Genomic DNA, 22,751 nt, shown 5'->3' with positions numbered 1-22,751 from the left:
TTAAAATTGTTTACAAATCGGATAAAAAGCAAAGCGGAAGCACCTGCCGAGGGGGCAGATGCTTTCGCTAGATTGACTTAATCGTAAAGTTCAGCGGTGATCTTGTCGGCGATTTCTTCGAGGCGGCCGTGTTCCTTCGCGAATTCCATGACGGAGTAGCGCGGACGGACGGTGTAGCCCTTGAGCAGACTGTTGTGGAACAGTTCTCTGGAGATGCCGATTTCCTTCGGTGAAACCGGTGCGCCGCCGTCGCGGAGGAGTTTTTCAATTTCTTCATGACGCGGGCAGAGTGCGCCGGTGCCTTCCGGCAGGATGTCCGCTAATTCTTCAAAGAAGCGGGCGATGACCGGTGTGGCGACACCGACCTGAGTCCCGTGATGGATCGGGTTCAAGCCGCGGTCGACGTAATCCATTTCCCAGTAGTGGGAGAGCATGTGTTCTGCACCGGATGCCGGGCGGGAGATGCGGATCAGCGCCATGGCGACGCCCGTCAAGGTCAGCGCTTCGATCAAGTATTTGATGGCTTCTTCATCGCGCTGCGGCAGCAGGTTGGATTTGGAGAAGCATTTGTCGAGGGCGCGCTGCACGAGGGTGACACAGGTGTCGCAGCGGTAGTCGCCCTTCACTTTTACAGCCAGATCCCAGTCTGCGAGAGCGGTGATCTTGCCGACCACATCACCGAAGCCAGCGGCGATCAGTTCCTGAGGGGCATCTTTCATGATGTTGGTGTCGCCGATGACGCCGTAGGCGAGGTGAGCCGGGTAAGAGATTTTTCTGCCGGCGCTCATCAAAGGCGCACCGTCGGAAACGTAGCCGTCCATGGACGGGGCTGTGCCGACGATGATGTACGGCAGGTGGCAGTGGAATGAAACGTATTTGCAGGAATCGTTGATGGAGCCGGAGCCGACACCGACGATCAGGCGGGTGTCTTCAGGGGTTGGGCCGGAGAGTTCCTGGAGGATGCGACCGACGACGGATTCGTCCGGAATCAGGATATCGTCGCCGCGGTCGAACAAGAGTTCCTTGACGTTAAAACCAGCGTCGACCATCAGCTTGTGCGCCTGCTTGCCGGCCGCTTCGTAGGTGTTGTTGTCGTAGACCATGAGGATCTGGCCTTCTTTGAACGGTGCAGCGATTTCAGGCAGCTTGTTGATGGCGCCGCTGCCGATGGCAACGTCGTGAATCGAGAAATTGTGGTGTTTCCCGCAGGAGCAGTCAAACTCCGTCTGCGCCATATCATTTAAATCCAGGTTGAGTATTTCATCCATTTTAAAATCTCCTTTAATATAAATACAATTGGAATTAACGAAATTGAAAATTTAATTATTCTCCGCCAGCTGTGTCGCACAGTCGACGTCGGTAATTAACGTGTTAATGTATTTGCCCTCGATGGCGCCTTTGATGGCGTTGAGCTTTTCCAGACCGGAGGCCACACCGATGGCATGGGGCACCTTTCTGAGCTTTTTAATCTCGATGCCGATTACGGTATTCTGTTTTTTAAAGGGCGCTGTATCGCCGTGGGAATCGAAAAACTGCATGCAAATATCGCCAGCCACGCCAGCCTTTTTCATCGCGTTCATTTCCGCCTCGGTATAATAACCGGTGGCCATGATCGCCGAGGTCTTGTTCGGGTAGCCGATGCCGACCAGCGCAATGTCCAGGGAGTCGCACATTTTAATGACGCGGGCGATACTCATTTCGCTGAGAAATTCATCGCGGATGGTGCGGTTGGCCACTCGGGCCGGTGCGTGCATCGGAATGAATTTACCGTCGCCAAATTTGCGGGCCATGAGCTGAACGAGGGTGTTCGAGTGCAGCTCGTTGCGAAGGTGTCCCATCCCGCCGATCATCGGCACAAAGAACACATTTTTCGCTGAGCACGCGTCGAGATGTTTCGCCGTCTCGTAAAGGGTCGAGCCCATGGAAACGCCGACAATGTCGCGGTCCACGACAATGCGCTTCAGGTAGTCAGCCGCAACTTGGCCGAGCTCTTCCTTCTGCTTGACGGGATCGTCGAAATGGTCGACAACAACAACCTCCTTCAGGCCGTAAATCGATTCAATCTTGTGCTCGAGCTCGACGTAATTGGTCATCTCGAGGTTTTTAATCGTGATGGTGACGACGCCGGCCGCGCGGGCATTACTGATGATTCTGGAAATGGTCGGGCGCGAGAGGCCGAGCTTCGTGGCGATGGATTTTTGGCTTAAATTTTGATTGTAATACATATCGCAAATTTTGATCATGAGTCGTTCGTCGTTAACAATTTTCTTCATCTGTCTGTTCCTTATCAATCAATGACTGCAATGTGTAAAGTGAATACATCGTCTTGTTTTACCCAAGGTGATGATGTTTTCATTATATCGTCATCTAGAACCAAAGTCAACAAGCATTTTTACATTTATTCACAGAATTCGTCATAAAATCGTTTAAATAAGAATGGATAGAGACAAAATAAAAGATACTTTTATTTTTGTAAAAATACAATGCATGAGCAAAAAAATTGCATAAAAAATATGTAAAAAGCCTTGACAGCATATACCCCTATGGGTAGAATGAAATTATCTTCTGAATCTGAATTCGGAAGTTGATTTCTAAAGAAAGCGGGGGGCGTGCCCGCATCCGAAGAGATCCCTTATAAAAAGGCAAAGCAGTCCGGTCATCCGGGCTGCTTTGTTTTTTATGTTATTTTTTTGTAGGGAAATCGTCAGCGGGCAGTCTGCGGTACACGGTGAGCATCATCGTCGAAAAACTGGCCAGACCGCCGATGAGGTTGGAGATGGGTTCGGCCGCGAATACACCGGAGGCGCCAAGGAATTTAGGCAGCACCACCGTCAGCGGCACGACGATGAAGGCCTTGCGCAGCAGCGAGAAGAAAATCGCCTGCTTCGGCTTTTCGAGGGCCATAAACGTCGTCTGGCCGGTGTATTGCAGGCTCATGAAGACGAAGCCGAAGAAATACAGGCGCACGGCGTGCTGGCCCGCGGCGATCATCCGGGGGCTGTTGGTAAAAATCGCGATCAATAGATGGGGACAGGCCGAGATGAAAATCCAAATGGCCAGACTGAAGGCGAAGGTCAGGGCGAACATGATGCGAATGCTTTTTTTTACGCGGCCGTAAGCCTTCGCCCCGTAATTGTAGCCGATGACCGGCGACGTCCCCGAAGTCAGGCCCAGCGCCGGCAGCTCCGCCATCTGGCGGATCGCATTGATGATGGTCATGATGCCGACGTAAAGGCTGCCGCCGATGGCCGACAAAGTCGCGTTGCAGACGATTTGGACCAGAGCGTTGGTGCAGTTCATGATAAAGCCCGAGGTGCCCAGGGCGATGATGCGCCGGACGAGCTTCCCGTCGAGGCGGCAGGTGTCCCGGTCGAGGGTCAGCGAAGCCCTGCTTCTGGTCATAAACCGAAAGACCCACAGCGCCGCCGCAAATTGGGAAATGACCGTGGCGACAGCCGCGCCCGCGATCCCCAGGTTCAGCGTGAAAATGAACACCGGATCGAGGACGCAGTTGATGATGACGCCGAGCATCGTCGTGATCATCCCCGTGCGCGGGAAGCCCTCGGCATTGATAAAGGGCGTCAGCCCCGTCGCGAACATCGAGAACACCGTCCCGATCAGGTAAATGCGGGTGTAGGCGGTGGCGTAGGGCAGGGTGTGGGCGTCGGCGCCGAAAAGACTCAGCACCGGCCTTTCAAAGCCGTAACCCACCGCCATCAGCGTGAAAGACGTGAGGACGAGGAGTGCCGTCGTGTTGCCGAGGATTTTTTTTGCCTGGGCGTCGTCTCCGGCGCCTCGGGCGATGGCGAAGAGGGATGCGCCGCCGGTGCCGTAGAGATTGGTAAAGGCGGCGATGATGGTGATGATCGGGAAGACGAGGCCAACGCCGCTCAAAGCCGCATCGCCCGTTTCCGGCATGTGGCCGATGTAGATGCGGTCCACGATGTTGTAGAGCATCTGCGCGATTTGGGCGAGCATCACCGGCACGGCCTGGTGCAAAATGATGGACGTCAGCCTGCCGTGGGCAAAATCTGACGGGTCGTGTGCTTTCGACACGGCGGCGCCTCCTTTCTTTTAAAATTGACGAATGTTGAGCAAGATTGAATGCCTACAGTTTAAATCAAAAAAAGAGCCGCTGCAAGGGGCAGCGGCTGTGTGGATGCAATGGGCGCGGTTATTTGATGCTGGCCTGATAAATCTTGTCGATCGCGTCGGCGAGCAGGTAATTGAAATCCATGTCGTTCATGCGGCAGGTCAGCCCTTCGGTCAACGCTCTTGAGAAGCTGGCGATCAGACCCGGGTTCTGGGCGAGCTTGACGCAGGCGTCTTTGCGGGTGTAGCCGCCGGACAGGGCGACGACGCGCACCACATGGGCATCCTTCATGATGTCGGTGTACAGGCCGGCTTCGGTCGGGATGGTCACCTTGAACATCACCTTGTCGCCGTCTTCCAAATCGGCGAGGTGGGATTTGATTTCGGCGTGAAGCAATTTTTCCGCTTCGGCCTTGTCCGCAGCGTGGATATCCACTTCCGGTTCGATGATCGGCACGAAGCCCGCGGCGACAATGCGTTTGGCGATGTCGAACTGCTGGTCGACGATGGCTTTAATGCCGGCTTTGTTTGCTGAGTGGATCACCGAGCGCATTTTCGTCCCGAAGATGTGGCGCTTCGCGGCGCGTTTGAGCAAATCGTTGAGCTGCGGCATTGGCTTCATGAGCTGGACGCCGTCTTTTTCCTCGGCCAGGCCTTTGTCGACTTTCAAAATTGGAATGATCCCCTTCACATTCCAGAGATAGTCGGCGGTGTACTGGTCTTCGACCTTGCGGTCCATGGTATTTTCAAACAAAATCGCGGCCAGGATCTTGTCACTGGTGAACGACGGGCTGGTCATGATGCGGGTGCGCATGTCGTGGACCAGGTCGAACATCTGGTCGTCGTTGCGATAGCGGGTCTTTGGAATGCCGTAGGCCTTCAGCGCCTTCGGTGTGCTGCCGCCGCTTTGATCGAGTGCGGCAATGAACCCCGGTTCTTTCTGCATGCGGTCTAATTGTTTTTGATTCATTAAATTCCCTCCTCATCGCATTTGCGATACGTAAAGATCACGGGTATACACTAATACCCCTATTGTGTTTTTAATTGTACATCAAAAAGCCCCGAAATTCAAGGCTGCCCGCCAGACAAAAAGATGTAATCTTCAGAACAAAGGCTGTCACTTTTAGGGCAAAAGCGCTTAAATCCAGCCGCCGTCGAGGCGGATCACCTGACCAGTCAGGTAGTCGGGCATGTCGAGCAGGCGGATGACAGCGGCCGCCACCTCCTCGGGGGTGCCGAAGCGGTCCGCTGGAATTTCGGCGCGGATGGCCGCGCGCTCGTCGCTATTGTATTCCGCGTTCATGGCCGTGTCGATGAAGCCGCAGGCGAGGGCGTTAACCGGGATGCGGCTCGGGGCCAGCTCCTTGCCGAGGGCCCGGGTGAAGGCCGCCACGCCGCCCTTTGTCGCTGAGTAAGCGGCTTCGGCCGCGGCGCCCACGTCCCCCCAGACGGAGGAGATATTGACGATGGCGCCGCTGCCCCCTTCGAGAAATTTCGGAATGGCCAGCCGCGACGTATAAAAACAGGACGAGAGATTGGTGCGCACCAAATCGTCCCAAGCTTCCGGCGTGAGGTCTTGGATGAGACCGGTGACCGACCGCCCGGCGTTATTAATGAGGAAATCCAAGCGGCGGATGTGGGTGGCGAACAGCGCCGCGACCTGATCCGGGCGGCCCGCATCGCAGACCGCCGGTGTGACCATCACTTCGTAAGTCTGGGTGAGCCTTTCCGCCAGGGCGGTGAGGGCATCCATGGAATGGGAACAGGTCAGGATCAGCCGGCAGCCCCTTTGGGCGAGGGCTTCGGCGATGGCCGCGCCGATGCCCCGGGAGGCGCCGGTGACGAGGGCCGTTTTGTTTTTAAAATCGTGCATGGTAGTTTCCCTTCTATAAATAAATTTGTTTAAGCCCGGGCGATTTTCGCGCGCAGGGTGTTGAGCACCAGCCGCTTGTTGGCGGACCATTTGGGCGCGATCAAAAGGCGCTTGGGCGCGTCGCCGGTAAGCCGGTGGACGACCGTGGTTTCGGGCAGGCGCTTCAGACAGTCGACGACGAGATCGGTGTAGGCCTCGAGGGTGAACACGGGAAAGGGGTCTTTTAGATAGGCCTCGCCCATGGCCGTGCCCTTCAAGACGTGGAGGAGCTGCAGCTTGATCCCCGGGAGGGTCGGCGACAGCTTCGCGAGGTAGTCGACAGTCTCGAGCATCATCTTCCGCGTCTCGCCGGGCAGGCCGAGAATCACGTGGACGACGGCCGGAATGCCGGCGGCGGCCAGCCGATGGTAGGCCGACTCAAATACGTCAAGGGGGTAGCCCCGGTGAAAGGCTTCGGCGCTGGCCTCGTGGACGGTCTGCAGGCCCAGCTCCACCCAGACCGGCTTAACTTCGTTGAGGGCCGCGAGCATCTCGATCACCGGCTCAGGCAGACAGTCGGGGCGGGTGCCGATGGCGAGGCCGACGATGTCGGCGCGCGAGATGGCTTCGGTGTAGAGGCGGCCCAGCCGGCTTAAATCTTCGGCGCCTTTGACGTAGGTGTTGGTGTAGGATTGGAAATAGGCGATGTAGCGGCGGTCTTCCGGGGCGATGTTTTTCGGAAACTTGGGATCGACCAGGGCCTTAGCCCTTTCGATTTGCTCGGCGATGGGCGCGAGGGGCGCGGCAAAATCGCCGGAGCCGCCGGCGGAGCAGAAGGTGCAGCCGCCGGTGCCCAGGGTGCCGTCCCGATTGGGGCAGGTGCACCCCGAGGAGAGGGCCAGTTTATAGACTTTGGTGTGGTAGCGGCGCTTCAGCGCCTCAGAGAGGGTTAAGATTTTCATAGCGTACCGAATTATTAAAAAAATTAAAATTTTATGGGGTTTTGTCTATTATATTCCATCCTTGACGCTTTATCAAAATAAATGTGTGTGTTATAATGTGCACAGTATTTTGGTCATTTATGGCAAATAATTTAAATGGGCGGGCTTCCCGTCTGGAAAGGATGGATAGATATGGCAGTTACAGTACTGGTCGGCGCCCAGTTCGGCGACGAAGGCAAAGGCAAAATCATCGATTACCTCTGCGACAAACAGGACCTCATCGTGCGGTTTCAGGGCGGCGACAACGCCGGCCACACCGTCGTCAACGACTACGGCACCTTTAAATTTCACCTGGTGCCCAGTGGCATTTTCAATAAAGACGGCGAATGCCTCATTGGTACCGGCACCGTCGTCAATTTAGATGTTCTTGCCGAAGAAATGAAACAGGTCGAAGACGCGGGGGTCTCCACGGACAACCTCAAAATTTCCGGCAGAGCCCACCTGCTGATGCCTTATCATCAGGAACTGGATGCGCTGATGGAAAGCCACGGCGGCATCGGCACAACCAAACGCGGCATCGGCATTTGCTACGCCTTTAAAATGCTGCGCAAGAACTTAAGAGCGGAAGATTTACTCGATCTGGACCGCGCCCACGACAAGATGGTCAACTACCTCGACGTGGTCAACAAGATGATGGTCGCTTACGGCGGCGAAGCCGTCACCATTGAACAGGTCGACGCGAAACTTGCGGACTGGGCTGAAAAATTCGCCGACCGCATCGTCGAACCGATCAGCTACATTCACCGCTACCTCGATGAAGACAAGAACATCCTCTTTGAAGGGCAGCTGGCGGCGATGAAAGACATCGACCAGGGGATTTACCCCTACGTCACCTCGTCCTGCCCGTCCGGCGCTTACGCGGCGGTCACCGGCGGTTTTCCGGCGAAGAAAATCGACAAAGTCATTGGCGTCGCCAAGGCCTTCTCTTCGGCCGTGGGTGCTGGCCCCTTCCCGACAGAAGATGAAGACAGCCCGCAGCTGGCCATCATCCGCGGCGACGGCACCAAGGACGACGACGAATTCGGCGTCCGCACCGGCCGCTCCCGCCGCTTGGGCTGGCTCGACCTGCCGATCATCCGCTACACCAATTTGGTCAACGGCTTTGACGAATTGGCGCTGTGCAAGCTCGACAAGCTGGACTTCCTCGAAAGCATCAAAGTCTGTACCGGTTACAAACTCGACGGCAAAAAGCTGGATTATTTCCCGAATACCGACGATTTGGAACGGGTCGAACCCATTTACGAAGAATTGCCGGGATGGCAGACTTCCACGACCGACATCCGCAAGATCGACGATCTGCCGGAAAACGCGAAAAATTACATCAAATTTATCGAAGACCAGGTGGGCGCACCGATTCACTACGTCGGCGTCGGCCCGGACCACGATTCTCTCGCCGTAAGATAGGAGTGATGGAACCGCGTTGGCATTTAGCATTGTAAAAGAAAGAGGTATCTGATGTCGTACTTTAAAAAGGATAAACGGGCCTATCTGCTTTTGGCAGACGGCTCGGTTTATCAGGGATATCATTTTGGGTGCGAAGGCACCACGATCGGCGAGATCGTCTTTACCACCGGGATGACCGGTTATCAGGAAGTGTTGACCGACCCGTCCTATTGCGGGCAAATCGTCATGCAGACTTACCCGCTAATCGGCAACTACGGGATCAATAACAGCGATATGGAAAGTTCGAAAAGCTGGGTCAACGGCTATATCGTCCGGGAATGGTGCGAAGCGCCGTCTAACTTCAGAGAAGCGGGCACCATCGACGCGTTTTTAAAAAGCCAGGGCAAAGTCGGCATCTGGGATGTGGACACCCGCCAGCTGACCCGGAAGATTCGCCGACAGGGCACCATGAACGGGGCCATCACCACCGAGGACGTCTTCGCCCACAAGGATGCGCTGCTCGAAAAGATCCGCAGCTACAAAATCGTCAACCCGGTGCCGAAGGTGTCCGTCTCCAAGCTGGGGTGGTTCTACGAACGGGAAAACCGCGCGAACCACGTCGCCCTCATGGATTTCGGCTACAAGCACAACATTCTCGAAAAGCTGCTGCAGTTCGGCTGCAACGTGACCGTCATGCCGTGGAATTCGACGATGGAAGATATCCGCGAGCTCAATCCGGACGGCATCATGTTGTCCAATGGCCCGGGGGACCCGACGGACAATATCCAGGTCATCGACAACATCAAGCGCTTTATTGACTACGGCAAGCCGATTTTCGGCATCTGCCTCGGACATCAGCTCATGGCGCTGGCCAATGGCGCCAAAACCGAAAAAATGCCCTTTGGCCACCGCGGTCTCAATCAGCCGGTCAAGGATTTGACCCAGGACCGGGTTTACATCACCAGCCAGAACCACGGCTACGCGGTGGTGAACAACACGGTGGACCCGTCGGTCGGGCAGATCACCCATATCAACATGAACGACGGCACCTGCGAAGGGATCGCCTACCCGGACATTCACGCCTTCACCGTCCAGTTCCATCCGGAAGCCAGCGCCGGCCCGAACGACACCCGGTATTTGTTTGAAAAATTCACCGATTTAATGGAAAGGGGACAGGAAGGATGCCTTTAAAGAAAGAACTGAAGAAAGTACTGGTCATCGGTTCCGGCCCGATCATTATCGGACAGGCGGCGGAATTCGACTACGCCGGCACTCAGGCCTGTAAGGCCTTGCGTCAGGCGGGGCTCGAGGTCGTGCTCATCAACTCCAACCCGGCAACGATCATGACCGACAAGGCCATGGCCGACGAAGTTTACATCGAACCGCTGACCGAAGACGTTGTCAAGCGGGTCATCCTCAAGGAAAAGCCCGACGGCGTGCTCTCTACCCTCGGCGGCCAGACGGGGCTCAACCTGTCGATGGCGCTGGCGCGCAGCGGCTTCCTCGATGAACACGGCGTCGAACTGCTCGGCGCCAACGTGGAAACCATCGACAAGGCCGAAGACCGCCAGGCCTTCAAGGACACCATGCGCAAAATTGGCGAGCCGACCATTCCGTCGAAAGTCGTCGAATCCGTCGACGACGCCATGGATTTCGCGGCGTCCATCGGCTATCCGGTCATCGTCCGTCCAGCCTTTACCCTCGGCGGCACCGGCGGCGGCATCGCCGCCACCCCGAAGGACTTGCACCGCATCGCGACCCGAGGGCTGCGCCTCTCGCCGATTCACCAGGTGCTCATCGAACGGGATATCTCAGGCTGGAAGGAAATCGAATTCGAAGTCATGCGGGACGGCAAGGGCAACGTCATCACCGTCTGCTCCATGGAAAACTTCGACCCGGTCGGCATTCACACCGGCGACTCCATCGTCGTCGCGCCGTGTCAGACCTTGTCGGACAAAGAGTACCAGATGCTGCGCACCTCGGCCTTGAAAATCATCTCGACCCTCAAAGTCGAAGGGGGCTGCAACTGCCAGTTCGCCTTAAACCCAGACAACTTCAACTACGCGGTCATCGAAGTCAACCCGCGGGTGTCCCGCTCGTCGGCGCTGGCTTCAAAAGCCACCGGCTACCCGATCGCGAAGATCGCCAGCCTCATCGCTGTGGGCTTCAGCCTCGACGAAATCACCAACGACATCACTGGCAAAACGCCGGCCTGTTTCGAACCGGTCATCGACTACATCGTCGTCAAATTCCCGAGATGGCCCTTTGACAAATTCGTCTACGCGAGACGGACCCTCGGCACCCAGATGAAGGCTACGGGGGAAATTATGGCCATCGGCAACAGCTTTGAACAGGGCATGATGAAGGCCATCCGCTCCATCGAGCTGGGCTTTGATACCTTGTCGGTCGAAAAATACCGCAAGGCTTCCGACGAAGAAATCGTCGAAGCCCTGGGCCGCAAGGACGACGAACGCTGCTTCGTGGTTTACGAAGCGCTGTACCGCGGCATCCCGATGGATCAAATTCACGCGATCACCATGATCGACATGTGGTTCCTCGACAAGCTGCGCCACCTGGCGATTATGGAACGGGATTTGTGCGAAAAGGGCATCGGCGACGACCGCGCCGCCGAACGCATCACCGTCGCCCGTCAGCTGGGCTTTCTCGATTCGACGATCGCCCGTCTGACCCGCCTGCCCTACAACCCGAAGACCTGCCACGTCGAGCTGCCGGAAGCCGTTGAAAAACAGATCAAAATGAAGCCGTACGCCTCGTTCAAAATGGTCGACACCTGCGCCGGGGAATTCGACGCGGAAACCCCGTATTTCTACTCGACCCGGGACAGCGAAAACGAAGCAGAGGAATTCCTCGAAGAACACGCCAGCGGCAAAAAGCGGATTATGGTCTTCGGCTCCGGGCCCATCCGCATTGGCCAGGGAATTGAGTTCGACTACTGCGCCGTGCACTGCGCCTGGGCCCTTCGCGAGCTGGGCTACGAAGCCATCATCGTCAACAACAACCCGGAAACGGTCTCGACCGACTTCGACACCTCGGACCGGCTGTACTTCGAACCGCTGACCGCGGAAGACGTCCGCGCCATCGTCGAAACGGAACAGCCCGACGGGGCCATCGTCCAGTTCGGCGGTCAGACGGCCATCAAGCTGACCCAGCATCTCGACGAAATCAAGGTGCCGATTCTCGGGACCGATCCCAAATACATCGACGCGGCGGAAGACCGCGAGCTCTTCGACGAATGCCTTGAACGCTGCGGCATCCCGCGGCCGAAGGGCGGCACCGTCTTCAAAACCGAAGAAGCCCTCGCCGAAGCCAACCGCCTCGGCTATCCGGTGCTGCTCAGACCGTCCTACGTTCTCGGCGGGCAGAACATGATCATTGCCCACACCGACGACGACGTCCGCGAGTACATGGGCATCATCACCTCCCACGAAATCAAGAACCCGGTCCTCATCGACAAATACCTGATGGGCAAAGAAGTGGAAGTCGACGCGATCTGCGACGGCGAAAACTTCCTGATCCCGGGGATCATGGAACACGTGGAAAAGGCCGGGGTCCACTCCGGCGACTCCATCTCGGTCTATCCGCCACACACCTTGTCCGAAAAAGTGCAGCAGACCATCATCGACTACACCGGCAAGCTCGCCAAGGAGCTCCACGTCATCGGGCTGATGAACATTCAGTTCGTCGTCATGGACGAAACGGTGTACGTCATCGAAGTCAACCCGCGCTCCAGCCGGACCGTCCCGTACATTTCCAAGGTCACGGACGTGCCGATGGTCGACATGGCCACCCGGATCATGATGGGCGAAACCCTCAAAGATATGGGGATCGATCACTCGGGGCTGCACCCGGTGAAAGATCACGTCGCGGTGAAGGTGCCGGTGTTCAGCTTCTCGAAACTCGAAGACGTAGACACCCAGCTCGGGCCGGAAATGAAATCCACCGGGGAAGTCCTCGGCGTCGCCAAAACCTTTGAAGACGCGATTTACAAAGGCTTTGTGGCCAGAGCCGGCAGCGACATCGTGCGAAGTGGCGCGGTGCTGCTCACCGTCCGGGATATTGACAAGCCGGAAATCATCGACATCGGGCGCCGATTCCACGCGCTTGGCTTCAAGCTCAACGCGACCGTCGGCACGGCCAAGGTGCTGCGGGAAAACGGCCTGCCGGTTCACGTGGTCAGACGGCTGTCTGAAGCGCGGCCTAATATCGGCGACCTCCTCGAAAATCGGGAAGTCGACTACGTCGTCTCTACCTCGACCAAGGGGCGCCAGCCGGGCATCGACGAAGTCAAAATGCGCCGGAAGGCGGTCGACAATTCCGTCACGCTGATGACGGCGCTGGATACCGTCCGGGCCCTGCTCGGCTGTCTCGAAAGCAAGAGCGCCCTCGCGGACATTCCCCTCGTCGACATCACGAAGATCTGAGTTTTTATCCAACACGGCCATTTATACGCCAGTTCATGAAAATGAGCTGGCTTTTTTATGTGATTCTTAAAAAAAATACGATATAATATAAATAAATTGAGATAAAATAAAAATAACGCGCGGGAAGCGCTTGGATCATTTGGACAGGAGGGACAGACACATGAAAATCTTGGCAGCCGGCGGGGCCGGTTTTGTGGGCAGCAATTTTATTCATTATTGGCGCAAGCATCACCCATGGGATACGCTGGTCTGCGTCGACGCGCTGAAGCGCCGCGGCAATCTCAGAAATCTGGGCGAAGCCTTCGAATCGCCAAATTTCGCTTTCATCGAAGCGGACATTACTGATCAGCCGACGATCGAGAGCATCCTCAAAGTGGAAAAGCCCGACGTGGTGATCAATTTCGCGGCGGCCGGCCGGGAAAGCGGCCGGGCGGACCTTTGCCTTGAGACCAACGTGACTGGCACGGTGCGGCTGCTCGAGGCCTGCGTGAACAGCGGCGTGCCGCGGTTTCACCAGGTCTCGACGGCGGACGTCTACGGGGCCATCTCCCTCGGCGACGACCACCAGATTTACGAAACCGAGGCGCCAAGACCGGGCTCGGTCTACGCGGCCTCCAAGGCGGCGGCGGACGCCTTTGTCCTCGCCTGTGGGAGCGAAAAGGCCATCGCCGTGACGATTTCGCGGTGCACGGCCAATTACGGGCCGTCCCAGACGCCCAACGCCCTGATCCCCGAGACGATCATTCACGCGCTGCACAATCAGGATATTGATGCGCCGGGGACGGGACAAAACGTCCGGGACTGGACTTTCGTGGAAGATCACTGCCGGGCCATCGACCGGATTTTGTTCAACGGCGAGCCGGGGGAAATTTACAACGTCGCCAGCGGCGCGGAACGCAGCGACATCGAGACGGTGCAGACCCTCTGCGACGCCCTCGGCAAATCGGCGGTACAGCTGGAAAATGTACCGCTGCCCGGCCCGAAGGACAAGCTGTTCACCGTCAACGCCGACAAGATTCACGACGAGCTCAACTGGACGCCGCGGACCACTTGGAGCTCGGGCATCAAAACCACATACGAGTGGTATTTACACCATATGGATTGGTGGGACGATCAAAAAAAATAGGCCGATATCAGAAAAAGGGATACGTCGAAGGGCGCATCCCTTTTTTTGCGAGTTAAAAAATGGTGGCGAGGCGTTCAAAAACCGCGTGGACATTCGCCGCCTCGATGCTTGCAAAATTGATGATGATCTGCACGCAGCCCGCCGGCGGCTTTTGGTTCAGCGGGTGGAAAAAATGAAACCGAAGGGATTTGGCCGCGGCCCGGGAGAGAATCTCATCCTCGGGCAGATCGGTGCGGACCGTCATTAAAAAATGGGTGCCAACGCCGAAATCGGCCACCTCGGCGATACGGGAAAGGACCGCATTGTGGCGGATCTCGTTGAGGATGGCCGCCCGCAGCTTGCGGTAATGCTTTAACAGCCGGAACAGATGGCGCTCGTAATAGCCGCGGTTAATGAAGAGCGCGAGGGCGTATTGCTCGAAGCTGGACACCGAGCAGGCGTAGAAGCTCACCGTTTCCTCGTAGCGCGCAAGCAGCGCCGGCGGCAGCACCATGTAGCTGATGCGCAGGGAGGGGACCATGGTTTTCGAGAAGGTGTTAAGGTAAATCACCTTGTCCTGGGCGTCCTCGGAGAACATCGAGCGGTGGCCCGCCGGCACGAAGCAGAACTCGGCGTCGTAATCGTCCTCGACGATCCAGCGGCCCTTCGCCGCGTTGGCCCATTCGAAAAAGGCGATGCGCCGGTCGATGGGCATGGTGGTGCCGTAGGGGAAGAGGTTCGCCGGAGACAGCTGCACGACGTCGACCGGCGCTTGGCTGATGAGGTCCACTCGGAGATTCTTTTCGTCGATGGGGAAATAGCGCCAATGGTGGCCGTGGTTCCGGGCGATCTGTGCGAATTTGGAGGGGCCGGTGTCGGCGCTGGCGATGGTGAGATCGGTGCCGAGGATCTGCATGAGCCGGCTGTAGAGGTATTCCGTGCCGGCGCCGACGACGATCTGCTCGGGGGAGACCCGGGTCATGCCGCGGTGATCGGCCAGCTCGGCGGCGATGGCCTCCCGCAGCACCCGCATCCCCCTCCAGGAGACGGTGCTCATCAGCGTGCTGTCGGAGACGCCGATGGCCTCCCGCATGCATTTGGCCCACAGGCTCGCGGGAAACAGCTGCAGCGGCGCGTGGGACGCGCGGAAATCCATAAACCAGTGGCTGTCCTCCGAGGGCTCCGGCGGCGCCATGGGTTTTTTGCCGGCCTTAGGCACGACGTAATGCAGCCGGCTGACAAAATAGCCCTTTTTTTCGACGGTGTACAAAAAGCCCTCGGCGACGAGGAGATCGTAGGCCGCCATGACGGTGTTGACGCTGACGGAAAGCACCTCGGCGAACCGGCGCTTGCTGGGCATGCGCTCGTCAGGGCGCAGGCGCCCGTTTGTGATGTCTTCGCGGATGCGCGCGTATAAATATTGGTAGCGCGGCATATCGCCGCGTTTGGATAAATCGTAAGAAATCATAATCTGGTCCCATAAAATAAAAATAATCTGACGCTTATCATCATATCAGAATTGGCGGATAATGTCACCAACTTAAACAAAAGGAGCTATTCACATGACAACACAAAGCAACCTGAAAGAAAAATATGGCCTGTTTATTGATGGCACATTCAGAGCCTCATCCGATCAAGCGTATTTTAAAGTAATGAATCCAGCGACGGGTGAACAGCTCGCCGAAGTTGCAGAAGCGACTAAAGAAGATGTTGATGCCGCAGTGGCGGCCGCCTGGAAAGCTTTTCCAGCCTGGCGCGACACAGAGCCCGGCCAGCGGGCTGCGGTCTTAAATAAAATTGCCGATATCATCGACGCCAACAAAGAAAGACTGGCTCGGGTCGAAACCCTCGACAACGGCAAACCCATTCGGGAAACGATGACCATTGACGTGCCCTACGCGGCGGATCATTTCCGTTATTTTGCCGGCGCCGTTCTGACCCAGAAGGGCAACGCGACGGTTCTCGACGGCGGGCTCTTGAGCCTGGAACTGCGCGAACCCATCGGCGTCGTCGGGCAGATCGTCCCGTGGAACTTCCCGTTTTTGATGGCAGCCTGGAAACTGGCGCCGGCCTTGGCCGCAGGGAACTGCGTCGTCATCAAATCGTCCTCGACGACCCCGCTGAGCCTGCTGGTCCTCATGGAATTGATTCAGGACGTGGTGCCGGCCGGCGTGATCAACGTCATCAGCGGCAAGGGCTCCCGCTCCGGGCAGTACATTCTCGACCATCCGGACCTGCGTAAACTCGCCTTCACCGGCTCGACAGAAGTGGGTTACAATGTGGCCCGGGCCGCGGCGGACAAACTCATCCCGGCGACCTTAGAGCTCGGCGGCAAGAGCGCGAACATTTTCTTCGATGACGCCAATCTCGAGCAAGCGCTCGACGGCGCACAGCTCGGCATCTTGTTCAACCAGGGGCAGGTCTGCTGCGCCGGGTCCCGCATTTTCGTGCAGGACGGCATTTACGACGAATTTGTCGAAAAACTGACCGAGCAATTCGGCAAAGTCGTCCAGGGCGATCCCTTAGATCCGGCGACCCAGGTCGGCTCTCAGATCAACGCCGGCCAGGTGAAGAAGATCGCCTCCTACATCGACATCGCCAGAGCAGAAGGGGCGACCATTGCGGCCGGCGGCGAAAAAAACAGCGACGGCGATCTCGCCAAGGGCAATTTCTTCAAGCCGACCTTAATCACCGGCGTGACCAACGACATGCGCGTGGCTCAGGAAGAAATCTTCGGGCCGGTGGCCGTCGTCATCCGCTTCAACACCGAGGAGGAAGTTATCGCCATGGCCAACGATTCGGAATACGGCCTTGGCGGCGGCGTCTGGACGCGGGACATCACCCGGGCGCTTCGCGTGGCTAGAAAAGTCGAAACCGGCAGAATGTGGGTCAACACCTACAACATGATCCCGGCAGGCGCCCCCTTCGGCGGCGTGAAGAAATCCGGATACGGCCGCGAAACCGACTTAGCCATTCTCGACGCTTATACCGTCTGCAAGAACATCATGATCAATTTGTCCGACGCGCCGTCAGGCTTTTTCCCGGCAGTTTAAAGCGCCGCCTCAAATCCTCCACTTTACGGATGCCTGCTGTTTTGACAGCAGGCATCCTTTTTTGCTGACCGAATTTTTTTTGTGCATTGCAAATCGTTATCAACTCTGTTATATTAATAAGCGTGTAGAAAAAGTAACGTGTCAGTAAATTTTTAAGCAACTGGCCGATTCGAAACAAAAAGACAGATAAAGCCGGTACGAGCGTATCGGCTCTAGATTGGCGGGAATATGATTCAAAAAAAATATCTCATTAACAACACGCACACGATGTCGGAGATGGTTCGGGATATTCAAAAAGATCCGGCCTACGCCGCGGCATCTGAGCGCGCGCTGTTGGTTTTTGAAAGCGAAAATAATCTTGATGAAATCCAGGCCCATCTGGACACATTGGCGGCCGAATTGCCAGAGACGAAGGTATTCGGCATGACCCTCCTCGGCAAATTGAAAGCGGACATGGCCTTGGCGAATAACACGACGGTCTGCAGTCTCATGCTCTTTGAAAACAGCCGTGTGCAGGTCGTCGGTGCGGATACCGCGGGCATGCCGGCGAAGACGGCGGCAGAGGATTTTCTAAGTCAGATCGATCGGCAGGATCTCAAGGGCATTTTGTTTTTGACCGCGATGAAATCAGCCCAACCCTTTGATTATTTAGAGACCGTCGCCGGGGAGCTGCCCCACACACCGATTTTTGGCGCACAGGCCGGCTCCAAGGTGCTCAATTCCGATCGGTTTTATGTATTCTGCGGCACGAAAATTTATCGGGATGGCGCGGTGGCGGCCGCCTTTAACGGCGAAGATCTCGAAATTGAAGCTGAACAAGTGCTCGGGTGGAAACCGCTGGGGCGGGAGCATCGGGTGACAAAAATCGCGCCGGGGGGCTACATCGAGACGATCGACAACCGGCCGGCGATGGATTTGTACGCCAAATACCTGGGGCTGAAGCCCGACGCCAATTTTTACGCCAACAACGCGGCTTTTCCGCTGCTGGAGCAGACCGGGAGCATGATGTCGGCGCGCATCCCCGTTGATTTCGACGAGCGGGGCGCCATTCGGATGTTCACGCCGATGCGCGAAGGGGCGCGGGTGAGCCTGTCCTACTCCAGAAAGGGCCTGCTCCTTGAGCACGCGCTTAACTGTGCCAAATGGATCGCACGTTTTAAGCCGGAATCCCTGATCCTGATCACCTGTTTGAACCGGCGGCTTCTGCTGGGCAATGCCGATTCGGATTTAGAGCTTAGTTATTTTGCGCAAGTGGTGCCGCAGGCCATCTGGGGCTACGGCGGCAGCGAAATTCTACGGACCGGGCGAAACGGCGGGATTCTTAACAGCAGCATCGTCGCGGTGGCCTTTCGCGAAGGGCCGCCCAAAGCCGGGGCGCCGGTTTGCGTGCACGACGACAAATTAGAGGAGAACGCTAACCAGCCCATCGAGTTGTCCGACCGGCTGGTGACGTTTTTGGAACAGACGACCGCCGAACTGCACGAGGTCATCGACAAGCTGCAGGTGATGGCGCTCCACGATCAGCTCACCGGGCTGGCCAACCGCCGGCTCTTGAACGAGACCACAAGCGCCCTGATTCGGCAGGAAAAACAAGAGGACGATTTTGCGGCTCTGATGTACGATGTGGATTACTTCAAAAAGGTCAACGATACCTACGGCCACAAAGCGGGCGACGCGATTCTCTGCGAAATCGCCGATGTGGTCAAGCAGCAGATACGCAAAGCGGATGTCTTGGGGCGCTGGGGCGGCGAGGAATTCGTCTGCCTGTTCGAGAACACCAGCCTGATGGATGCGACCTATATTGCCGAGCGCATCCGCTGGGCCGTGGATCAGCACCGTTTTGCCTACGCGGGCCATCTCACCATCAGTCTCGGCGTTGTGGCCTATCACCCGGGCGAATCGGAAGAGACGCTGTTTATCCGCCTTGACAGAATGCTCTATCAGGCGAAAAATGGCGGCCGCAATCGGGTCGTCACCGAAGACGGCCGAACGATCACAGCGGACAAATAATTGCGTATGTACGACAACAGCCCTGCAATCAGTATGATACTGATTGCAGGGCTGTTTTTTATGCGGATATATTATTCCAGCTCGAGCTTACCGGTGTAGAGCTGGTAGTACATGCCGTGTTTGGCGATGAGCTCGTCGTGGGTGCCCCGTTCGACGATGCGTCCATGGTCCATGACCATGATGGCGTCGGCGTTGCGGATGGTCGAGAGCCGATGGGCGATGATGAACACTGTCCGGCCGATCATCAGCTTGTCCATCCCAGCCTGGACCAAGGATTCGGTCCGGGTGTCGATGGAGGAGGTCGCTTCATCGAGAATCATGGCCGGGGGATCGGCGACCGCGCACCGTGCGATGGCGAGAAGCTGTGCCTGGCCCTGGGAGAGACCTTCGCCGTTGCCCGAGATGACGGTGTTGTAGCCGTTGGGGAGCAGGTTGATGAATTGGTCGGCGTTGGCCAGACGGGCAGCCGCCCGAATTTCCGCGTCGGAGGCGTTGAGGTTGCCGTAGCGGATGTTGTCGGCGACTGTCCCGGTGAACAAATTGGTTTCCTGAAGGACGAGGCCGAAGGAGCGGCGCAGGTCGGCTTTTTTGATCCGGGTGATGTCGATGCCGTCGTAGCGGATCTGGCCGTGTCCGATGTCGTAGAAATGGGTGATCAGGTTGGTGATCGTCGTCTTGCCGGCGCCGGTGGAGCCGACGAGGGCGATTTTCTGTTTGGGCTTGCCGTGGATAGTGATGTCGTGGAGGATCGGCTTGTTGGCCTCGTACTCAAAATCGACGTGATCCAAGGTGATGGCCCCTTCGAGCTTGCGGTAGTGAATTTCGTTTTTCGCGCGGTCTTCCATGCGCCACGCCCAGGTTTCGGTGCGGTGGTCGGCTTCGAGGAGCTTGCCGTCGCGGATGATCGCGTTGACGAGGGTCACGTCGCCGTCGTCTTCTTCCGGCATTTCGTCCATCAGCGTGAAGATGCGCTTGGCGCCGGCCAGCGCCATGATGACCGAGTTGAGCTGCTGGGAGATCTGGCCGATGGGCATCGAGAAGCTCTTGGTCAGATTGAGGAAGGCGATGAGCCCGCCGAGGGTCAGGGCCGTGCGCCCCGAGAGCATCATCAGCGCGCCGACAATGGCGATGATGATGTAGAGCAGATTGGACATGTTGTTCATGACCGGCATTAAGATGTTGGCGTAGGTGTTGGCCCGTTCGGCGTCGCGGAACAGCTGTTCGTTCTTTTCGTCGAAGTCGGCGATGGACGCATCTTCGTGGTTGAACACCTTGATGACTTTTTCGCCGGACATGGATTCTTCAATGTACCCGTCGACGACGCCGAGGGAGTTCTGCTGCCGGATGAAGAATTTCGCGCTCATTCCGGTGATTTTGCCGGAAACGAAAATCATCAGCGCCACGCAGACCACAGCCAAAACCGTCAGGACAAAGGAAGTGACGAGCATCGAGACGAACACCGCGACGATGGAAACCAGTGCTGAGAAGGACATGGGAATCGCGATAGACAGCATCTGGCGCAGGGTGTCGGTGTCGTTGGTGAACCGGGACATCACGTCGCCGTAGGCGTGGGTGTCGAAGTATTTGATGGGCAGATCCTGCATCTTCGCGAACATTTCGTCGCGGATATCCTTTTGGATGCCCTGGGAGATCGTGACCATGATCCGGTTGTAGAGCAGGTTGCACACGGCTCCGGCGGCGAACACCGCGCCCATGACGATGACCGTGTGGAGCAGCGGCCCGAAATTCGGGTGGGACTGCTTGAGCATCGGCGTGATGAAATCGTCGACGACGTTGCCGATGAACAGCGACGAGAGCGCCGTGACGATGGACGAGATGATGATAAAAATGACGACGGCGGTGAACCGGAACCGGTAATTGCGGCCGATGTAGGCCATCAGTCTGCGGATGGTGGCGCCGTCGACGGCGTCGCCGCCGGAGGGCTTGGCCTTCGGAATCGGGTGATCCTTGCGCTGGCCCGCTTCATCGACGTAGTGGCCGTCTTTGAATTTACGCTTCTTCGCCATTGACCTGGCCTCCTTTCATTTGCATTTGGGTGTCGTAAACTTCGCGGTAGATGTCGCTGCGTTCGATGAGTTCAGCGCTGGTGCCGACGTCGGCGACCCGTCCGCCGTCCATCACGACAATCCGGTCCGCGTCCTCGATGGAGGAGATGCGCTGGGCAATGATCAGTGTCGTCGTCCCCGGGATGATATCCTTGAGACCCTGGCGGATTTTCGCGTCGGTCTTCGTGTCCACTGCAGAGGTGGAATCGTCGAGGATCAGAATTTTCGGCTTGGCCAGCACAGCCCGGGCGATGCAGAGTCTTTGCTTCTGCCCGCCGGAGACGTTGGCGCCGCCTTGTTCGATCATCGTGTTCAGCCCGTCGGGCATTTCTTTGATGAATTCGTCAGCGCAGGCGACTTCACAGGCGCGCCAGAGCTCAGCGTCCGTGGCCTTCGGATTGCCCCAGCGCAAATTGTCGGCAATGGTTCCGGCAAAGAGCACGTTCTTCTGCAGCACCATGCTGACCTGATCGCGCAGCACCGTCATGTCGATTTGCTTCACGTCGATGCCGCCGACGTAGACCGTGCCGGTCGTCGCGTCGTAGAGCCGCGGGATCAGCTGGACCAGCGAGGACTTCGCCGAGCCGGTGCCGCCGATGATGCCGATGGTTTCCCCAGATTTAATGGTGAGGTTGACATCCAGCAGCGAGAGCTTGTCGGGGTCGTCGGCGTAGGAGAAATTGACGTTGTCGAAAACGATGGAGCCGTCCTTGACGGTTTGGATCGGGTCCGCCGCGTTGGTCAGCGCGCTTTCGGTGTTGAGCACTTCGACAATACGTTCGGCAGAGGCCTGGGCGATGGTGAGCATCGTGAAAATCATCGACAGCATCATCAGGCTCATGAGAATCATCATGATGTAGGTGATCAAGCTCGTCAGCTCGCCGGTTGTCAGGCTGCCGGCGACGATGAATTTCGCGCCGAGCCAGGCGATGATGAGCATGCACGCGTACATGACCGCCTGCAGCAGCGGACTGTTGAGGGCCATGAGTTTTTCAGCCTTGCTGAAGGTGTCGTAGACGTCACCGGAAATGCTTCGGAATTTGCCGATTTCGTGGTCTTTGCGCACATAAGATTTGACGACGCGGATGCCCCGCAGATTTTCCTGGACGACGGTGTTGAGCTTGTCGTAAATTTTAAAGACCTTGCGGAACAGCGGGTGGGCAAATTTGATGATGAGCCCGAGGCCGAGGGCCATGATCGGAATGGCGATCAGGAAATAGACCGAGAGTTTGGCGTTGATCGTCAAGCTCATGATCAGCGCGAAGATCAGCATGAGCGGCGCCCGGAAGGCGATGCGGATGAGCAGCATGTAGGCCATTTGAACGTTGGTGATGTCCGTGGTCATCCGGGTGACCAGGCTGCCGGTGGAGAAGTCGTCGATGTTTTTAAAGGAGAAGGTTTGAATCTTCTCGTAAATGTCGTGGCGCAGATTTTTGGCCAGACCCGTCGAGGCGGTCGCACAGAATTTCCCGGCCAGGGCGCCGAAGACGAGGGACAGGCAGGCGACGGCGAGCATGATCAGCCCGTAGATCCAGGTGGCGCGCATGTCGCCGCGGTTGAGCCCTCTGTCGATCAGGCGGGCCATCAGGATCGGGATGATGATTTCCATGACGACCTCAAGGGTCACAAAGAGCGGGGAGAGCAGGGATTCGCGCTTGTATTCGCGGATGCTCTCCGACAATTTTTTGATCATAGATACCTCCTATATTTTTATCGTGCTGACTATAATACACATTTTATCTGAAAT

General features: G+C 57.0%; 15 protein-coding genes. 6 read left to right on the top strand and 9 right to left on the bottom strand.

The features are described 5' to 3' along the window. Positions 1-77 precede the first annotated feature (77 nt). The 6 genes from FYJ52_RS03340 to FYJ52_RS03315 form a co-directional block, all read right to left on the bottom strand. Complete coding sequence (locus tag FYJ52_RS03340) at positions 78-1,268, bottom strand: sn-glycerol-1-phosphate dehydrogenase (protein WP_154575850.1); 1,191 nt, start codon at positions 1,266-1,268, stop codon at positions 78-80. A 51-nt stretch (positions 1,269-1,319) separates the two neighbouring features. Beyond that, positions 1,320-2,273 (bottom strand): sugar-binding transcriptional regulator, encoded by a 954-nt coding sequence (locus FYJ52_RS03335; RefSeq protein ID WP_154575849.1) that lies wholly within the window; start codon positions 2,271-2,273, stop codon positions 1,320-1,322. A gap of 409 nt (positions 2,274-2,682) precedes the next feature. Next, positions 2,683-4,056, bottom strand: a complete 1,374-nt coding sequence (locus FYJ52_RS03330; RefSeq protein ID WP_328598754.1) for an MATE family efflux transporter — start codon at positions 4,054-4,056, stop codon at positions 2,683-2,685. Positions 4,057-4,174: 118 nt separating this feature from the next. After that, a complete protein-coding gene (locus tag FYJ52_RS03325; protein WP_154575848.1) occupies positions 4,175-5,062 on the bottom strand; it encodes a fructose bisphosphate aldolase in 888 nt (295 codons plus the stop codon). Positions 5,063-5,230: 168 nt separating this feature from the next. Then, on the bottom strand, positions 5,231-5,965 hold the full coding sequence (gene ymfI / locus FYJ52_RS03320; protein WP_154575847.1) for an elongation factor P 5-aminopentanone reductase: 735 nt from the start codon (positions 5,963-5,965) through the stop codon (positions 5,231-5,233). Positions 5,966-5,994: 29 nt separating this feature from the next. After that, the gene (locus tag FYJ52_RS03315; RefSeq protein ID WP_154575846.1) at positions 5,995-6,906 is read right to left on the bottom strand and encodes a TIGR01212 family radical SAM protein; all 912 of its coding nucleotides are present in this window, start codon (positions 6,904-6,906) and stop codon (positions 5,995-5,997) included. A 171-nt stretch (positions 6,907-7,077) separates the two neighbouring features. Here FYJ52_RS03315 and FYJ52_RS03310 point away from each other — a divergent pair, with 171 nt between their 5' ends. The 4 genes from FYJ52_RS03310 (at position 7,078) to FYJ52_RS03295 (ending at position 13,896) form a co-directional block, all read left to right on the top strand. Next, the gene (locus FYJ52_RS03310) at positions 7,078-8,349 is read left to right on the top strand and encodes an adenylosuccinate synthase (RefSeq protein WP_154575845.1); all 1,272 of its coding nucleotides are present in this window, start codon (positions 7,078-7,080) and stop codon (positions 8,347-8,349) included. A 51-nt stretch (positions 8,350-8,400) separates the two neighbouring features. Next, positions 8,401-9,519 carry a carbamoyl phosphate synthase small subunit gene (locus FYJ52_RS03305; RefSeq protein ID WP_154575844.1) on the top strand — a complete coding sequence of 373 codons (1,119 nt, stop codon included), beginning with the start codon at positions 8,401-8,403 and terminating at the stop codon, positions 9,517-9,519. Beyond that, a complete protein-coding gene (carB, locus tag FYJ52_RS03300) occupies positions 9,510-12,770 on the top strand; it encodes a carbamoyl-phosphate synthase large subunit (RefSeq protein ID WP_154575843.1) in 3,261 nt (1,086 codons plus the stop codon). Before FYJ52_RS03305 ends, carB begins: the two co-directional genes overlap by 10 nt. A 160-nt stretch (positions 12,771-12,930) precedes the next feature. Further along, on the top strand, positions 12,931-13,896 hold the full coding sequence (locus FYJ52_RS03295) for a dTDP-glucose 4,6-dehydratase (RefSeq protein WP_154575842.1): 966 nt from the start codon (positions 12,931-12,933) through the stop codon (positions 13,894-13,896). A 52-nt stretch (positions 13,897-13,948) separates the two neighbouring features. On the opposite strand, the gene pdxR is transcribed toward FYJ52_RS03295, so the two are convergent. Further along, positions 13,949-15,343, bottom strand: a complete 1,395-nt coding sequence (pdxR, locus tag FYJ52_RS03290; protein ID WP_154575841.1) for a MocR-like pyridoxine biosynthesis transcription factor PdxR — start codon at positions 15,341-15,343, stop codon at positions 13,949-13,951. Positions 15,344-15,437: 94 nt separating this feature from the next. Between pdxR and FYJ52_RS03285 the strand changes: the two genes are divergently transcribed. Both FYJ52_RS03285 and FYJ52_RS03280 read left to right on the top strand, forming a co-directional pair. Further along, a complete protein-coding gene (locus FYJ52_RS03285; RefSeq protein WP_154575840.1) occupies positions 15,438-16,928 on the top strand; it encodes an aldehyde dehydrogenase family protein in 1,491 nt (496 codons plus the stop codon). A 228-nt stretch (positions 16,929-17,156) separates the two neighbouring features. Further along, positions 17,157-18,938: a sensor domain-containing diguanylate cyclase gene (locus tag FYJ52_RS03280; protein ID WP_154575839.1), complete on the top strand. Its 1,782-nt coding sequence runs from the start codon at positions 17,157-17,159 to the stop codon at positions 18,936-18,938. Positions 18,939-19,009: 71 nt separating this feature from the next. Here FYJ52_RS03280 and FYJ52_RS03275 read toward each other — a convergent pair whose 3' ends face one another. Beyond that, positions 19,010-20,965 carry an ABC transporter ATP-binding protein gene (locus FYJ52_RS03275; RefSeq protein WP_154575838.1) on the bottom strand — a complete coding sequence of 652 codons (1,956 nt, stop codon included), beginning with the start codon at positions 20,963-20,965 and terminating at the stop codon, positions 19,010-19,012. Beyond that, on the bottom strand, positions 20,949-22,697 hold the full coding sequence (locus FYJ52_RS03270) for an ABC transporter ATP-binding protein (RefSeq protein ID WP_154575837.1): 1,749 nt from the start codon (positions 22,695-22,697) through the stop codon (positions 20,949-20,951). Before FYJ52_RS03270 ends, FYJ52_RS03275 begins: the two co-directional genes overlap by 17 nt. Between the last annotated feature and the right edge of the window lie 54 nt (positions 22,698-22,751).

The sequence above is a fragment of the Pseudoramibacter porci genome (assembly GCF_009696145.1).
Taxonomy (GTDB): domain Bacteria; phylum Bacillota; class Clostridia; order Eubacteriales; family Eubacteriaceae; genus Pseudoramibacter; species Pseudoramibacter porci.
Note: the sequence above shows the minus strand (reverse complement) of the source record. Positions and strands in the feature narration are given on the sequence as shown.

Bases quoted from the DNA above. Each gene is read 5' to 3' on its own strand.
- FYJ52_RS03285 (WP_154575840.1), top strand. From the start codon at position 15,438: ATGACAACACAAAGCAACCTGAAAGAAAAATATGGCCTGTTTATTGAT.
- FYJ52_RS03305 (WP_154575844.1), top strand. From the start codon at position 8,401: ATGTCGTACTTTAAAAAGGATAAACGGGCCTATCTGCTTTTGGCAGAC.
- FYJ52_RS03325 (WP_154575848.1), bottom strand. From the start codon at position 5,062: ATGAATCAAAAACAATTAGACCGCATGCAGAAAGAACCGGGGTTCATT.
- pdxR (WP_154575841.1), bottom strand. From the start codon at position 15,343: ATGATTTCTTACGATTTATCCAAACGCGGCGATATGCCGCGCTACCAA.
- ymfI (WP_154575847.1), bottom strand. From the start codon at position 5,965: ATGCACGATTTTAAAAACAAAACGGCCCTCGTCACCGGCGCCTCCCGG.
- FYJ52_RS03315 (WP_154575846.1), bottom strand. From the start codon at position 6,906: ATGAAAATCTTAACCCTCTCTGAGGCGCTGAAGCGCCGCTACCACACC.
- FYJ52_RS03310 (WP_154575845.1), top strand. From the start codon at position 7,078: ATGGCAGTTACAGTACTGGTCGGCGCCCAGTTCGGCGACGAAGGCAAA.
- carB (WP_154575843.1), top strand. From the start codon at position 9,510: ATGCCTTTAAAGAAAGAACTGAAGAAAGTACTGGTCATCGGTTCCGGC.
- FYJ52_RS03275 (WP_154575838.1), bottom strand. From the start codon at position 20,965: ATGGCGAAGAAGCGTAAATTCAAAGACGGCCACTACGTCGATGAAGCG.
- FYJ52_RS03335 (WP_154575849.1), bottom strand. From the start codon at position 2,273: ATGAAGAAAATTGTTAACGACGAACGACTCATGATCAAAATTTGCGAT.
- FYJ52_RS03295 (WP_154575842.1), top strand. From the start codon at position 12,931: ATGAAAATCTTGGCAGCCGGCGGGGCCGGTTTTGTGGGCAGCAATTTT.
- FYJ52_RS03270 (WP_154575837.1), bottom strand. From the start codon at position 22,697: ATGATCAAAAAATTGTCGGAGAGCATCCGCGAATACAAGCGCGAATCC.
- FYJ52_RS03340 (WP_154575850.1), bottom strand. From the start codon at position 1,268: ATGGATGAAATACTCAACCTGGATTTAAATGATATGGCGCAGACGGAG.
- FYJ52_RS03280 (WP_154575839.1), top strand. From the start codon at position 17,157: ATGATTCAAAAAAAATATCTCATTAACAACACGCACACGATGTCGGAG.